This window comes from Rossellomorea sp. GAMAL-10_SWC (assembly GCF_049568075.1).
Lineage (GTDB): Bacteria > Bacillota > Bacilli > Bacillales > Bacillaceae_G > Gottfriedia.
On the sequence record NZ_CP144911.1, the window covers coordinates 1,073,014 to 1,088,723 of the forward strand.

The 15,710-nt window shown below is 34.2% G+C and carries 15 protein-coding genes; 14 read left to right on the forward strand and 1 reads right to left on the reverse strand.

Annotated features, from left to right (window positions below; genetic code table 11):
- Positions 1-2: 2 nt before the first annotated feature.
- Both V5E38_RS05155 and spoVM read left to right on the forward strand, forming a co-directional pair.
- The gene (locus V5E38_RS05155; RefSeq protein ID WP_499212441.1) at positions 3-644 is read left to right on the forward strand and encodes a thiamine pyrophosphokinase; all 642 of its coding nucleotides are present in this window, start codon (positions 3-5) and stop codon (positions 642-644) included.
- Positions 645-738: 94 nt separating this feature from the next.
- Positions 739-822 (forward strand): stage V sporulation protein SpoVM, encoded by an 84-nt coding sequence (gene spoVM, locus V5E38_RS05160; RefSeq protein WP_056470930.1) that lies wholly within the window; start codon positions 739-741, stop codon positions 820-822.
- A 99-nt stretch (positions 823-921) separates the two neighbouring features.
- Here the strand turns inward: spoVM and rpmB are convergent, their stop codons facing one another.
- Positions 922-1,110: a 50S ribosomal protein L28 gene (rpmB, locus tag V5E38_RS05165; RefSeq protein ID WP_025568947.1), complete on the reverse strand. Its 189-nt coding sequence runs from the start codon at positions 1,108-1,110 to the stop codon at positions 922-924.
- A gap of 346 nt (positions 1,111-1,456) precedes the next feature.
- Here rpmB and V5E38_RS05170 point away from each other — a divergent pair, with 346 nt between their 5' ends.
- The 12 genes from V5E38_RS05170 (at position 1,457) to smc (ending at position 15,701) form a co-directional block, all read left to right on the forward strand.
- On the forward strand, positions 1,457-1,819 hold the full coding sequence (locus V5E38_RS05170) for an Asp23/Gls24 family envelope stress response protein (RefSeq protein WP_088012978.1): 363 nt from the start codon (positions 1,457-1,459) through the stop codon (positions 1,817-1,819).
- A 23-nt stretch (positions 1,820-1,842) separates the two neighbouring features.
- Positions 1,843-3,531, forward strand: coding sequence for a DAK2 domain-containing protein (locus tag V5E38_RS05175; protein WP_499212442.1), 1,689 nt, complete (start codon positions 1,843-1,845; stop codon positions 3,529-3,531).
- A gap of 227 nt (positions 3,532-3,758) precedes the next feature.
- Positions 3,759-4,421: an L-serine ammonia-lyase, iron-sulfur-dependent subunit beta gene (gene sdaAB, locus V5E38_RS05180; protein ID WP_097975515.1), complete on the forward strand. Its 663-nt coding sequence runs from the start codon at positions 3,759-3,761 to the stop codon at positions 4,419-4,421.
- A gap of 17 nt (positions 4,422-4,438) precedes the next feature.
- Positions 4,439-5,320, forward strand: a complete 882-nt coding sequence (gene sdaAA / locus V5E38_RS05185; RefSeq protein WP_025568942.1) for an L-serine ammonia-lyase, iron-sulfur-dependent, subunit alpha — start codon at positions 4,439-4,441, stop codon at positions 5,318-5,320.
- Positions 5,320-7,368, forward strand: a complete 2,049-nt coding sequence (recG, locus tag V5E38_RS05190; protein WP_499212443.1) for an ATP-dependent DNA helicase RecG — start codon at positions 5,320-5,322, stop codon at positions 7,366-7,368. The genes sdaAA and recG overlap by 1 nt, the downstream gene beginning before the upstream one ends.
- A 103-nt stretch (positions 7,369-7,471) precedes the next feature.
- On the forward strand, positions 7,472-8,038 hold the full coding sequence (gene fapR / locus V5E38_RS05195) for a transcription factor FapR (RefSeq protein WP_097975511.1): 567 nt from the start codon (positions 7,472-7,474) through the stop codon (positions 8,036-8,038).
- Between the two features lie 12 nt (positions 8,039-8,050).
- Positions 8,051-9,046 carry a phosphate acyltransferase gene (plsX, locus tag V5E38_RS05200; protein ID WP_499212444.1) on the forward strand — a complete coding sequence of 332 codons (996 nt, stop codon included), beginning with the start codon at positions 8,051-8,053 and terminating at the stop codon, positions 9,044-9,046.
- Positions 9,047-9,059: 13 nt separating this feature from the next.
- Positions 9,060-10,010 carry an ACP S-malonyltransferase gene (gene fabD / locus V5E38_RS05205; protein WP_499212445.1) on the forward strand — a complete coding sequence of 317 codons (951 nt, stop codon included), beginning with the start codon at positions 9,060-9,062 and terminating at the stop codon, positions 10,008-10,010.
- Positions 10,004-10,747: a 3-oxoacyl-ACP reductase family protein gene (gene fabG, locus V5E38_RS05210; RefSeq protein WP_499212446.1), complete on the forward strand. Its 744-nt coding sequence runs from the start codon at positions 10,004-10,006 to the stop codon at positions 10,745-10,747. Before fabD ends, fabG begins: the two co-directional genes overlap by 7 nt.
- A gap of 66 nt (positions 10,748-10,813) precedes the next feature.
- A complete protein-coding gene (gene acpP / locus V5E38_RS05215) occupies positions 10,814-11,047 on the forward strand; it encodes an acyl carrier protein (protein WP_025568936.1) in 234 nt (77 codons plus the stop codon).
- Positions 11,048-11,142: 95 nt separating this feature from the next.
- Complete coding sequence (gene rnc / locus V5E38_RS05220) at positions 11,143-11,886, forward strand: ribonuclease III (RefSeq protein ID WP_097975504.1); 744 nt, start codon at positions 11,143-11,145, stop codon at positions 11,884-11,886.
- A 242-nt stretch (positions 11,887-12,128) separates the two neighbouring features.
- Positions 12,129-15,701: a chromosome segregation protein SMC gene (gene smc, locus V5E38_RS05225; protein ID WP_499212447.1), complete on the forward strand. Its 3,573-nt coding sequence runs from the start codon at positions 12,129-12,131 to the stop codon at positions 15,699-15,701.
- Positions 15,702-15,710: the final 9 nt, after the last annotated feature.

A 15,710-nucleotide genomic window follows, 5' to 3' on the forward strand; every position in this document is an offset into this window, starting at 1 on the left:
AGTTGATTATACATATTGTAGGTGCAGGACCGAAATCGAATACAATTACTGAAATTACTCAGAAAGACGAAAACCAGTTACTGATTGGCGTAGATAATGGAGCTCATTACTTAATTGAAGAAGGATTAATTCCAGAGGCAATATTCGGTGATTTTGATTCTTTAAGCGATGAAAATTTAGAAAAGATAAAAAGGCTAGTACCAAATGTTTTTATTTACCCTCCTGAAAAAGATGAAACAGATTTAGAACTTGCTGTTCAATGGGCAATTAAACAAAAACCAGAAAAGATTTTTATCCATTGTGTAACCGGGAAACGTTTAGATCATGAATTTGGCAGTATGTCATTATTAATAAAATTTATGAATTCTAGTGTTCCAATAAAAATCGTTGATGAATATAACGAAATATATGTCATTCAGGAAGGTACCCATTTCATTACTAAACTGGAGCATTTTAAATACGTATCCTTTTTTTCATTAGGTGCTAAAGTAGAAAATTTAACTTTAAAGGGCTTTAAATACCCACTAACTAATCATTTATTGGAGATTGGTTCATCACTATGTGTAAGTAATGAGCTGCTAGAGAGTGAAGGGTCTATTTCATTTAGCGAAGGCATAGCATTAGTAGTAAGGAGCAAAGATTAACAATTTCATGTCATAGTTTTCGCTCATCGCAAGTAGAATGTAATAGGATTAATCTTTTCCTTAAAAATGCTAGAAAGCTTGTAGGAGGGAAAGCATGAGATTTTATACGATTAAATTACCTAAATTTCTTGGCGGACTTGTTCGTGCCATGCTGAGTACATTTAAAAAAGACGCTTAGCTTTAGTTGGAGTAGGGGTTTTTTAGTTAGAGGCAACAGGTATCATAAAAAAAGTAAAAAAGCATAGCGGATCGCTATGCTTTTTAGTACGTTAATAAATTAAACGCGCTCAATTTTACCTGATTTTAATGCTCTCGCTGAAACGTAAACACGCTTTGGTTTACCGTTTACTAAAATACGAACTTTTTGAAGGTTAGCACCCCAAGTACGTTTTGAAGCATTCATAGCGTGAGAGCGACTGTTACCAGAACGAGACTTTCTTCCTGTGATTACACAAACACGAGCCATCTATTTCCCTCCTAACAAAAAACGGAATAACATTTCAATGATTATTTTCATTCAAACACTACTATAATTTATCATACCGCTCTGCTTAATGCAACAGTTATTGGTAAGTTGTTCAAGAAAAAAACCTTGACATCGAAATGTATGATATACTAAATATTAAAGAGGGACCTTAGACTTATTAAAATGAAATTCATCAATAATTGTATTTTCTATAATTAACCATGAATATTATTGAAATGCTAATAATAGTAGTGAGTCAATAGAATTATTTTGGAAAAAGGTATACAATAATAAGTAAGTAGTATAACTAACTATACTTGGATTATCCAATAAGGGGGACCAAATTATGTCATTAGAAATGAAAACTCAATATGGAACAATCGAGATTGGAACAGATGTGATCGCTACAATTGCTGGTGGAGCTGCCATTGATTGTTACGGTATTGTTGGAATGGCTTCTAAGAAACAAATTAAGGATGGTCTTACAGAAATCCTAAAAAAAGATAACTTTACAAAAGGTGTTATTGTTCGCCAAGTAGGTGAGGACGTTAATATCGATATGTACATAATTGTAAGCTATGGTACGAAGATTTCTGAAGTTGCTAATAACGTACAAAATAAAGTGAAGTATACTCTTGATCAAACATTAGGCTTGTCAGTTGACTCTGTTAATATTTTTGTTCAAGGTGTGAAAGTAGCTAACCTGTAAAGACGCATTAAGGAGGAGAATTTGTGTCGATAAAACGTATTGACGGTAAATTATTTGCAGATATGGTGATTCAAGGTGCAAATAACTTAACGAAAAATGTAAAATTTGTAGATTCATTAAATGTATTCCCAGTACCAGATGGTGATACTGGAACAAATATGAATCTTTCGATTACTTCTGGATCAAAGGAAGTAAAAGAAAAACCAAATAGTCATGTAGGGAAAGTTGGTCAAAGCTTTGCAAAGGGCTTATTGATGGGGGCGCGTGGAAATTCTGGTGTAATCCTTTCTCAATTATTTAGAGGTTTTTCTAAATCTATTGAAACAAAGGATACAATTTCAACAACTGATTTTGCTTTAGCATTAGAAGCAGGGGTAGAAACTGCTTATAAAGCTGTTATGAAGCCTATTGAAGGAACAATCTTAACAGTTGCAAGAGAAACAGCAAAAAAAGCAGTTGTCATAGCAAAAACACATGAAGAATTTATTCCTTTTCTTGAGGAAACAATTATTGAAGCACATGCATCTTTAAACCGTACCCCAGACTTACTGCCAGTGTTAAAACAAGTAGGTGTAGTCGATAGCGGTGGTCAAGGTTTAGTACTTGTCTATGAAGGTTTCTTAGCATCATTAAAAGGTGAAGAAATTTCTCTAGAAGGTGCTGAGGCGACTCTTTCTCTAGAGGAACTTGTTGAAGCAGAACATCGAAATGTACAAAGTATGTTAAATACTGAAGACATTGTTTACGGTTACTGTACTGAATTTATGGTGCGATTTGAAAAAGATAAATTAAATAAACATCCTTTTGACATAGACACTTTCCGTAAAGAGCTAAGTGCATGGGGTGATTCTTTATTAGTAGTTGCTGATGATGAAATTGTAAAAGTTCATATTCATGCTGAGTACCCTGGGGAAGTATTTAATTTAGGTCAACGATTTGGAAGCTTTTTAAAACTAAAAGCTGAAAATATGCGCGAACAACATACTAATTTACTACATGAAGAGGTTTCAAATGAATCTCCTTCTAAAAATGAGTCTACACAGTCTACTGAAAAACAAGAATTTGGTATCGTTACGGTAGCTATGGGATCAGGGATTAAAGCATTATTTGAAAGTATTGGGGCAACTGTTGTAATTGAAGGTGGCCAAACAATGAATCCTAGTACAGAAGACATTGTAAAAGCGATTGAACAATGCAACGCAGAAAATGTTATTGTACTTCCTAACAACGGAAATATCGTGATGGCTGCTGAGCAAGCTGCATCTGTTGCAGAATGTAATGTAGCAGTGGTAACGTCTAAAACTGTACCTCAAGGTATGTCAGCTTTATTATCATTTAATCCTACGGCATCATTAGATGAAAATAAATCTGGAATGCAAGATGCATTAAAGACAGTTAAAACAGGTCAAATAACTTATGCGGTTCGAGATACTGAAATTGATGGTGTAGAAATAACAAAAAATCATTTCATGGGAATCCTTGAAAGTAAAATTGTTACAACAGATGAGCATCAATTAGAGGCCGCAAAAAAATTATTACAAGATATGATTGATGAAGATTCTGAAATCTTAACCATCTTATATGGTCAAGATGTTTCAGATGAAGAAATTTCAAAATTAGTTGAATTTGCCGAAGAGAGCTTTGATCACTTAGAAGTTGAAGTTCATAACGGAAACCAGCCTTTATATTCATATATTTTTTCGATTGAATAAGATAAAATATAGCAAGATAAAAAGAGGAAGTGTGATCCACTTCTTCTTTTTTTTGTAATTTATTTAAAGACTAATGTAAAATAACGTAGAACTCTGTAGAATTTCGTATTACACTATAAAGTGGACATTGTTGTCCATAATACCAACATTTTATATAAATGATTTGTTCTTGCAAAACAAAAACTAAATAAAATACGCTTTTACAATAACGTATTGGGGGAAACGTGATGAAATATAAAAGTGTTTTTGACATAATTGGTCCAATTATGATTGGCCCATCTAGTTCACATACCGCGGGAGCGGCTAAAATTGGTCGTGTAGCAAGAAATCTTTATGGAAAAGAACCAAAAAAGATTTTGATTTCATTATATGGTTCATTTGCTAAAACATATCGTGGACATGGTACAGATGTTGCGCTTATCGGTGGATTATTGGATTTTGATACATTTGATGAGCGTATTCCAGAATCATTAAATATTGCACAAGAAAAAGGGATGTCAATTGATTTCGTTGAAGAAGATGCAGTAACGGAGCATCCAAATACAGTGAAAATTTCTATTCTCGATGATGACCAACCATTTGAATTAGTGGGAATTTCAATCGGTGGTGGAAAAATTGAAATTATTGAATTGAATGGATTTGAACTTAAACTTTCGGGTAATTATCCTGCAATCCTTGTTGTTCATAATGACCGTTTTGGTTCAATTGCTGGTGTAACAAATGTCCTAATGAAATATGCGGTAAATATTGGCCATATGGAAGTTTCACGTAAAGAAGTCGGACAAATTGCTTTGATGGCAATTGAGGTCGACCAAGATCTAGATAATAAAGTAATTAAAGAAATTGAATCTTTACCACATATCATTCGCGTTACGAAAATGGTTGATTAAGGAGAGGGGGAACTCAAATGTTTAAAAATGTTGCTGAATTAGTTGAATTAGCTGAATCAAAAAATGTTAAAATTTCAGAAATAATGATTCAACAAGAGATGTTGTTTACAGGAAGAAGTCGTGAAGAGATTATCGGTAAAATGGAGCAAAATCTTGTTGTTATGGAAAAGGCAGTTGAAAGAGGTCTTGCAGGTGTTCACTCGCCAACAGGTTTAACTGGAGGAGACGCTGTATTACTACAAAATTACATTGCAAAAGGTAATTTTCTTTCAGGTCATCTACTTTTAGATGCTGTTAGTAAAGCGGTTGCTACAAATGAAGTTAATGCTGCAATGGGTACGATTTGTGCAACTCCTACAGCTGGTTCTGCTGGGGTAGTTCCTGGAACTCTTTTTGCTGTAAAAGAGAAATTAAATCCTACTCGAATGCAAATGATTGAATTCCTATTTGCATCAGGTGCTTTCGGTTTTGTTGTAGCTAATAATGCGTCAATTTCAGGTGCTGCAGGTGGCTGTCAAGCGGAAGTAGGCTCTGCAAGTGGTATGGCAGCTGCTGCGATCGTTGAAATGGCTGGTGGTACTCCAAGTCAAAGTGCTGAAGCATTTGCTATTACATTAAAAAATATGCTTGGTTTAGTATGTGACCCGGTTGCAGGCTTAGTAGAAGTACCATGCGTTAAGCGAAATGCAATGGGTGCTGCAAACGCAATGGTAGCAGCAGATATGGCATTAGCAGGTATTACAAGTCGAATTCCATGTGACGAAGTAATTGATGCTATGTATCGAATTGGACAAACAATGCCATCTGCGCTAAGAGAAACTGCAGAAGGAGGACTAGCGGCAACGCCAACAGGACGTGAATTGGAAGCAAAAATATTTGGTGTTTCGCTAAAAAAATAGTGAGTATTGAACTTGAACAAAAAGTATCTGTATTAAGTGGTGTCGGCGAGGAAACTGAAACACAATTAAATGATATGGGTATTTTTACTATAAATGACTTAATCGAATATTTACCGTATCGATATGAAGATTTTCGAAATAAGGATTTATCAGAAGTGAAGCATGAAGAGCGCGTGACTGTCGAGGGGATTGTTCATAGCGCTCCTCTTCTTCAATATTTTGGCAAAAATAAATCACGACTAACATTTCGACTTTTAGTTGATCGATACTTAATTACTGTTATTTGTTTTAATCGACCGTATTTTAAAACAAAGTTAAATTTAAATGAGCATGTAACTGTTTCAGGTAAGTGGGATCAACATAAACAAACCATTTCCTTATCAGACCTTGTATTTGGTTCTCGTACAAATAGTCACGAAATTGAGCCTGTCTATTCAATTAAAGGGAAAATGTCTGTAAAAACAATGCGTAAGTTTGTTGAGCAGTCTTTTAAAAAATATGGACATTTAATAAATGACTTAGTGCCAAACGAACTAATTCAAAAATATAAACTTTTAAATCGTTCAGAAACAATGAGATTACTTCACCACCCAATTGATGCGAATAGTTTAAAACAAGCTAGAAGAAGCTTTGTTTATGAAGAGTTTTTTCTTTTTCAACTAAAAATGCAAGCACTTCGTAAAATTCAGCGTAATCAATCAAAAGGTATCCCAAAAACTTTAAACAATGAAAAAATTCAACAACTAATCCAATCCTTACCATTTCCTCTGACATCGGCTCAAAATAGAGTTGTACAAGAAATATTCACAGATTTAGAAAGTCCTTATCGAATGAATCGCTTATTACAAGGTGACGTTGGGTCGGGAAAAACCGTTGTCGCTACTATTGCATTGTATGCATGTACACTTAATGGGTATCAAGGTGCATTAATGGTGCCTACAGAAATTTTAGCTGAGCAACATTTTGAATCATTAGCAAAAATGTTACAACATACTGAAGTTAATGTTGAACTTCTTACAAGTTCTGTAAAAGGTAAAAAGCGTCGTGAAATCCTAGAACGACTTAAAAACGGTGAGGTACATATTTTAGTCGGTACCCATGCTTTAATTCAAGATGAGGTTCAATTTAATAAATTAGGTATTGTCATAACGGATGAACAACATCGATTTGGTGTTGGTCAACGAAGAGTTTTAAGAGAAAAAGGCTATTTCCCAGACGTTTTATTTATGACAGCAACTCCAATCCCAAGAACTTTAGCAATAACAGCTTTTGGTGAAATGGATGTATCAATCATTGATGAATATCCGGCTGGTCGTAAAAAAATAGAAACGTATTGGGTTAAACAAGAAATGTTTGATCGTGTTTTAGATTTTATTAGTAAAGAAATCAAAAATGGACGACAAGCATATCTAATCTGTCCACTTATTGAGGAGTCAGAGAAATTAGACCTTCAGAATGCATTAGATATACATAGTGTTCTAACTTTTCATTATCAAAATATGGCGAAGGTTGGATTGATGCATGGAAAGCTCTCATCAACAGAGAAAGATGACGTGATGAAGGCATTTGCAGCTAATGATGTTCAAATACTAGTTTCAACGACAGTTGTAGAAGTAGGTGTAAATGTACCTAATGCAACTGTGATGGTTATTTATGATGCAGATCGCTTTGGACTTTCACAATTACATCAACTAAGAGGACGAGTTGGACGAGGTTCCGAACAATCGTATTGTATTTTAGTTGGCGATCCAAAAAGTGAAGTAGGGAAAGAAAGACTAACAATCATGACAGAAACAAACGATGGTTTTGAGTTAAGTGAAAAGGATTTAGAACTTAGAGGACCAGGAGATTTCTTTGGAAAACAACAAAGTGGTGTGCCCGAATTTAAAATGGCTGATATGGTACATGACTATCGTGCATTAGAAGTTGCGCGAAATGATGCAACATTACTTGTTAATTCAGATGTATTTTGGAAAGCTAAAGAATATCAAGAATTAAGAATGTACTTAGACCGAACGGGAATATTTAATTCAGAAAAATTAGATTAGTACTAGGTATTAAAAATTTGTCAAAAAACTATTGTAATACGTGTATTTTTAATATAAACTGTATTTAATACCTGGTCACAAATTAGTAGTTGAGGTATGTAATATGAGAAGAAATAAAAAAGATCGTCATGAATTGTTAAAAAAAATTATAAAAGAAAATCCGTTTATTACAGATGAAGATTTAGCTAATCAATTATCTGTGAGCATACAAACTATTCGTCTTGATCGTCTTGAATTATCAATTCCTGAGTTAAGGGAGCGTATCAAAAATGTTGCCACTCAGCAATTAGAAGATGTAAAATCACTACCAGTAGATGAAATAATCGGTGAAGTTATTGATATTCATTTAAACGAAAGTGCCATTTCTATATTTGACGTTAAGGAAGAGCATACTTTTAGTAGAAATGGAATTGCCCGAGGTCATCACTTATTTGCCCAGGCTAATTCTTTAGCAGTTGCAGTTATTCATGATGATTTAGCTCTTACAGCTAAATCCAATTTTGTTTTTATTAAACCAGTAAAAACAAATGACCGAGTAATTGCGAAGGCAAAGGTTTTACCGCAAAAAGGAGATCCGAGGCGTACTACAGTTGATATCAATGGCTATGTTGAAAAAGAACATGTATTCCATGGCTTATTCGAAATGTACCACCGAAGTATTGAAGAATAGGAAGTGAACAAGATGAAATTAGCTATCGATGCAATGGGTGGAGATCATGCCCCAAAAGCCATCGTCGAAGGTGCGATGCTTGCAGTTGAAAAATTGAATGATATACAGATTACTTTAATTGGTGATGAATCAAAAATTAAACCATTCTTAACGAATGATAAAAATATAACGATTATCCATACAGATGAAGTAATTGAAGGAACGGAAGAGCCAGTTAGAGCAGTTAGAAGAAAGAAGAATGCTTCTATGGTCTTAATGGCAAACCAAGTAAAAGAAGGTAATGCTGATGCATGTATTTCTGCTGGAAATACTGGCGCATTAATGACAGCTGGACTATTAGTTGTTGGCCGAATGGAAGGTGTAGAACGACCTGCACTTTCACCTACAATGCCTACATTAGATGGAAAAGGCTTTGTTTTCCTCGATGTTGGAGCTAATGTTGATGCAAAAGCAAATCATTTACTTCAATATGCGATAATGGGATCTGTATATGCCCAAAAAGTAAGAGGTATACATAATCCGAGTGTAGGATTACTAAATGTCGGTACGGAAGATAAAAAAGGTAATGAACTTGCTAAACAAACTTTCCAATTACTAAAAGAAAGTAATTTGAATTTTATAGGAAATGTTGAAGCTAGAGACTTAATGAACTCAGTAGCAGATGTAGTAGTTACAGACGGGTATACTGGAAATGTAGCTTTAAAAGCGATTGAAGGTACTGCACTTGCAATGTTTTCATTAATTAAAGATGCGATGCTTACTAATTTCACATCGAAGCTTGCAGCAGCTGTATTAAAACCAAACTTAAAAGGTGTAAAAAAGAAAATGGATTACTCTGAGTATGGTGGAGCAGCGTTATTTGGCTTAAAATCACCTGTTATTAAGGCTCATGGAAGTTCTGATGCTATGGGGATTTTTAGTGCAATTAAGCAAACGCAAACGATGGTTGAACATAATGTTGTAAAACTAGTAAGTGATCACATGGAGAAAATCGAATCAAATGCATAAGGGGGTCACTCCAATGGGTAAAGTGGCGTTTATTTTTCCTGGACAAGGATCACAAAAAGTTGGAATGGGTAAAGATGTAGCTGAGAGCTATAATGAATGTGGGTCTATTTTTGAAACTGCTAACGAACAAATTGGTTTTAGTCTTTCGGACATTATTTTCAATGGAACTGATGAAGAGTTAACAGCAACATATCATGCACAGCCAGCAATCTTAACAACTTCAATTGCTATGCTTGAGAAGATTAAATCAGCTGGAATTAAACCAGACTTTGTCGCTGGTCATAGTTTAGGTGAGTTTACAGCGCTTGTAGCGGCAAATAGCATTTCATTTGAAGACGGTGTTAGATTAGTACATAAACGTGGTCAATTAATGGAGCAAGCTGTACCAGTAGGACAAGGTGCTATGGCAGCTATATTATTTTTAGCTCCAGAAAAAATTGAAGAAGTTATTTCTGAAGTGAATAAAAATGGCCATTCTGTAGGTATTGCAAATTATAATTCTCCTACACAAGTAGTTATTACTGGAGATGCAGAAGGCGTACAAATTGCTTCTGGTTTACTAAAAGAAGCTGGAGCTAAACGTGTATTACCTTTAAAAGTAAGTGGTCCATTCCACTCATCTTTAATGAAACCTGCAAGCGAAGAATTCCAAAACGAACTTGGAAAAATAAATGTAAATGATTGTGTAACGCCTTTAATTTCAAATGTTACTGCTAAAGTAGTGACTGATGCAAATGAAATTAAGGAATTATTAGTTAATCAATTATATTCTCCGGTAAAATGGAATCAATCTATTCAAGAATTAGTTGACCTTGGTGTTGATACATTCGTTGAAATTGGTCCTGGAAAAGTTTTAACTGGATTAGTAAAAGCAATCTCTCCATCATCAAAATTAGTGAGTGTTTACGATTTTGAAACATTAAACCAATTTTTAAATGAATGGGAGGAAATAAAATCATGCTAAATGGTAAAGTTGCATTAGTTACAGGTGGATCTCGTGGAATCGGACGAGCAATCGCATTAACTTTAGCAAAAAATGGTGCGAATGTAGTTGTTAATTATTCTGGGAATGAAGCGGCTGCTCTTAAAGTTGTAGAAGAAATTTCAGCACTAGGAGTTAAAGCGATTGCATATAAAGCAAATGTATCAAATGGTGAAGAAGTTGCTGCATTAGTAAAAAATACTGTTGATGAATTTGGTAGTATTGATATACTAGTAAACAACGCAGGTATAACAAGAGACGGTCTTTTATTACGTATGAAAGATGCTGATTGGGATGATGTAATTGATACAAACTTAAAAGGCGTATTCAATTGTATCAAAGCAGCAGCGAAGTTTATGACTCGTCAACGTAATGGCCGCATCATTAATATTAGTTCAGTTGTTGGACAAATTGGTAATCCAGGACAAATGAACTATGTAGCTGCAAAAGCTGGCGTATTAGGTTTAACAAAAACAGCAGCAAAGGAATTAGCTTCTAGAAATATTACAGTTAATGCAATTGCTCCTGGTTTTATTGAAACTGATATGACAAATGAATTAAATGAGCAAATCAGAACACAAATGTTATCGAATATTCCATTGCAATCTTTTGGTCAACCAGAAGATATTGCAAATGCAGTAGTATTCTTAGCAATGGATGCAAGTAGATACATTACTGGACAAACAATCAATGTTGATGGTGGACTTGTAATGAATTAGTTTGGCGTTTGCCACATTTTTATGTATAATGCATAAGTAGACAACTTTGGGGGGAGGTGAATAATAATGCAAGATGTATTAGAGCGCGTATCAAAGATTATTGTTGACCGTTTAGGTGTAGAAGAATCTGAGATCCAAATTACAAGCCGTTTCAAAGAAGATTTAGACGCAGACTCATTAGACGTAGTTGAATTAGTAATGCAATTAGAAGATGAGTTTGAATTAGAAATTTCTGACGAAGATGCTGAAAAAATCGTCACAGTTGGTGATGTTGTGAACTACATAGAGAGCAACATGTAATGAGAAAAGTCCCGTATTTTATACGGGACTTCTCATCATTTTCTTGACTAGTAGGTTTAGCAGCATATCAAACTGCTTTTTAGTTGGAGGTAAATATGCCGCATTCAAGAAGAGTAAGAGAATATAAACTTTCTGATGTTGAAAAAGAGAATTTTGTAAAATTCCAAAAACAAATAAATATTATGTTTAATAATGAGGGCTTGCTAATTCAAGCGTTTACACATTCATCCTATGTGAATGAGCATCGTAAAAAACCATATGAAGATAATGAGAGATTAGAATATTTAGGGGATGCTGTTTTAGAGCTTACCGTTTCACAATATTTATTTCAAAAATATATTACAATGAGTGAAGGCGAGTTAACAAAATTACGTGCCGCAATCGTTTGTGAACCATCACTTGTGAAATTTGCGAATGAATTAGATTTTGGTCAATATATATTACTTGGTCGTGGAGAAGAATTGACAGGTGGTCGAACACGTCCAGCACTACTTGCGGATGTTTTTGAAGCATTCATTGGATCATTATATTTGGACCAAGGATTACAAACAGTTATTAACTTCTTATCTCTTCATATATTCCCAAAAATAAACGATGGTGCTTTTTCGCATGTGATGGATTTTAAAAGTCAATTACAAGAGTTTGTACAAAGAGATTCCACAGGTTCAATTGAGTATAAAATACTTCAAGAAAAAGGACCAGCACATAACCGAGAATTTGTTTCAAAAGTATTATTAAATGGTGAAACATTAGGAATCGGTAGTGGTAGATCTAAAAAAGAAGCAGAACAACAAGCAGCTAAAGAAGCATTATTAAAATTAAAAGAGTCAAGTAAATAGATTAACTATAAAATCTAATAGAAACTTGTCAATTAAACGATCAAACTTGATTTTTAGACTGATTGCAAGCGCTTGACATTCGAGGGTTGAAGCCTGGTGAGGAGCTTAAGTTCCCTTAGACGGTAAAGAGCACCGTTAGACAGGTGAAGTAACGAAGAAAACGAACGTTTGGTGGGCAGTCTGCTCCCCCTTTTATGGGGGAGTTTTTGTGTATATAATTAAATCAAAAAGGGGGAATTCAGTTGTTCCTCAAACGACTAGATATAATTGGATTTAAATCATTCGCTCAGCGAGTTACGATAGATTTTGTAAAAGGTGTTACAGCAGTTGTAGGGCCAAATGGAAGTGGTAAAAGTAATATTACAGATGCCATTAGATGGGTACTAGGCGAACAGTCAGTCAAATCATTACGAGGAGCGAAGATGGAGGATATCATTTTTGCTGGTAGTGATGGAAGAAAGCCTTTAAATTATGCAGAAGTGACGTTGACTCTAGATAATGAAGATCAACAATTACCACTAGAGTATAGTGAAGTAAGTGTAACAAGACGTGTTTACCGTTCTGGAGATAGTGATTTTTATATTAATAAACAATCTTGTCGATTAAAAGATATTGTAGATTTATTTATGGATTCTGGACTTGGAAGAGAAGCATTCTCTATTATTTCTCAAGGGAAGGTTGAAGAAATATTAAGCAGTAAGCCAGAAGAACGAAGAGGAATTTTTGAAGAAGCAGCTGGGGTATTAAAGTATAAAAACCGAAAGAAAAAGGCTGAAGCAAAATTATTCGAAACGCAAGAAAACTTAAATCGAGTTGATGATATTTTATTTGAATTAAGTTCCCAAATTGAACCATTAAGAATGCAAGCTTCAATTGCAAAGGAATACATAGAACATAGAGATGAGCTAGAAGAGGTTGAGGCCGCTCTCTTAGTATACGAAATTGAATCGCTTCACCAGAAATGGGAGGAGCTTAAACTAGAAATTGCCCAAAACTCTGATTTAGAGATTGCGTTATCGACTGAGATTTCGACTGAAGAATCAAAACAACACGAAATACAAGAGAAATTAAATGCATTAGACGAATCAATCGATCAATTGCAGCAAGTTTTATTAACCGTTACGAAGAACTTGGAAAAATATGAAGGTCAGAAAGAGCTAATGAAGGAGCGAAAAAGAAATACTTCAACTCAATCTGAACAATTAAGAAAACAAGTTGACGAAGTTACGGTACAAATAAACGAGACGACTAAATTAATCGAAGCAGAAAAAGAACAAGAAAAACTTTCCCGTCAAAATGTAAACAAAACGAAAACAAATATTGTTGAGATCCAAAATGAGATTACATCTTATGAGGGTGATATTGAAGAACAAATCGAATTAATAAAATCTGACTATATTGAGCTTTTAAATAATCAAGCATCGATTAAAAATGAAAAAACAATGCTTGAAAAGCAAAGCCAACAATATTCAGTAAAATCGAGTCGATTAGATTTAGAAAATGAAAAATACATTCGTCAAAGAGAGCAATTACAGAATAAAAAAACTGAATTGCTTAATGAGAAAGAACAATATGATTTAACAGATAAAGAGTTAAATGAGAAGTTTGAAACCCTGAATAAGCAGCATGATGAAACTTCAACAATTCTAAAGGAAAAAGAAGAATTACTAAATAAAGCTTATCAGTTTATTCAACAAACAAAATCAAGAAAAGAAACACTTGAAGAACTTCAAGAAGATTTTGCTGGTTTTAATCAAGGTGTTAAAGAAATTTTGAAAGCAAGGGGCACAAGATTAGAAGGTATTAAAGGTGCGATTGCTGAACTAATTACAACAAACAAACAATACGAAATTGCGATCGAAATTGCACTAGGTGCAGCAACACAACAAATTGTTGTTGAAAATGACGAACATGCTAGAAGAGCAATTCAATTTTTAAAGCAACAACGACTAGGCCGTGCTACATTTTTACCAATGAATATTGTTAAAGCTCGTTTTGTACCAGCTAATGTTATTGAAGGATTAAAAAGAAATCCTTCCTTTATTGGGGTTGCATCTTCACTTGTTAGTTATTCAAGCGAGTATGAGCAAGTGATTCAAAACTTACTTGGATCTGTTTTAATCGCACAAGATTTAAAAGGTGCTAATGAACTGGCTAAACTCGTTGGACATCGCTATCGCTTTGTCACGCTTGAAGGTGATGTAGTTAATCCTGGTGGAGCGATGACTGGTGGGGCCGTTCGAACAACGAATTCTTCACTTATAGGAAGACAGCGAGAATTAGAAGAAATCACCGTGAAGCTAAAGGATATGCAAGAAAAAACGAACTCGCTTGAGAGTGAGGTTCAAATCCTTAAAGCGTCAAACCTAAAAAGTTCTACTAAAACTCAAACGTTAAATGATGATATTCAAAAGGTTAAACAAATAATTATTTCAATTATGGAGCAACTAAAAAGTATCGAATTTGAAGAAAAAAATATAAACGATGCTTTAGCAATCTATGATTTAGAAATGGGAAGTTCAGCAAGTGATTTATTAAAGGTTAAAGACCGTCTAGAGGAATTATCAACGTTAGATACTAATGTGAAAAATGAGATTATTTCAAAAGAACAGAAGATCAATGAATTAACTGAACGGAAACTAAATCAAAAGGAAATTAAAGATGAACTGCAATCGAAGTTAACTAGTCTGAAAATTTCTCTAGCACAAGAAGAGCAAAAGTTAAGTTATAGTAACGAAAGAATTCGCCAGTTTGAAGAAAATTCTATAAAACAAAAGCAAATTCTTGAAGAAACGAAGGAAAAAATAATTTTCTTATCAAGTGAACTTATGACGAATGAAAATGGTAAGGAAGAGCTCGAGAAAATAATTTCGGATACTCGAATTGAATTTTCAAAAACGACGGAAATTATTTCGAAACGTCGAGAGCAACGAATTGCTTTTCAAACAGAGCTAGAAGATTATGTTCAATCATTACGTGAAAAGCAACGTCAATATAAGTCACTTTCTGATTTACTAAAACAGCAAGAAGTAAATAGTAATCGACTTGATGTAGAGCTTGAAAATCGTCTTGAACAACTAAATGTAAAGTATATGACTACTTATGAAGCGGCAAAAATGAAATATACACTAGAAATGACAGTTGATGATGCAAGGAAACGAGTTAAACTATTAAAGCGTTCAATTGAGGAATTAGGAACTGTTAATATTGGTGCAATTGATGAGTATGAACGTGTATCTGAACGTCATGATTTTCTTCAAGAACAAAGAACTGATTTAAATGAAGCGAAAATCACACTATACAATGTAATTAGTGAGATGGATGAAGAAATGACAAAACGGTTCGAAACAAGTTTTAGTGCAATTCGTGAAAAATTTCAAGTCGTCTTTACTCAATTGTTTGGTGGAGGAAGAGCTGATTTAGTTCTAACGGATGCGGAAAATTTATTGTTAACAGGTGTTGATATTGTTGCTCAGCCACCAGGTAAAAAGCTTCAAAATTTAGGTTTATTATCAGGAGGCGAACGAGCGCTTACGGCAATCGCACTACTTTTTGCAATTTTACAAGTACGTCCAGTACCTTTCTGTGTACTTGATGAGGTTGAAGCTGCACTAGATGAGGCAAATGTAGCTCGATTTGCAAAATTCTTAAAATATTTTAGTGAACAAACCCAATTTATAGTTATTACACACCGTAAAGGTACGATGGAAGAATGTGATGTATTATACGGTGTTACAATGCAAGAATATGGCGTTTCTACGCTAGTATCAGTTCGTTTGGATGAAGGTGAAGCATTATTATCGAATGGTAATTAGAAAGGATTG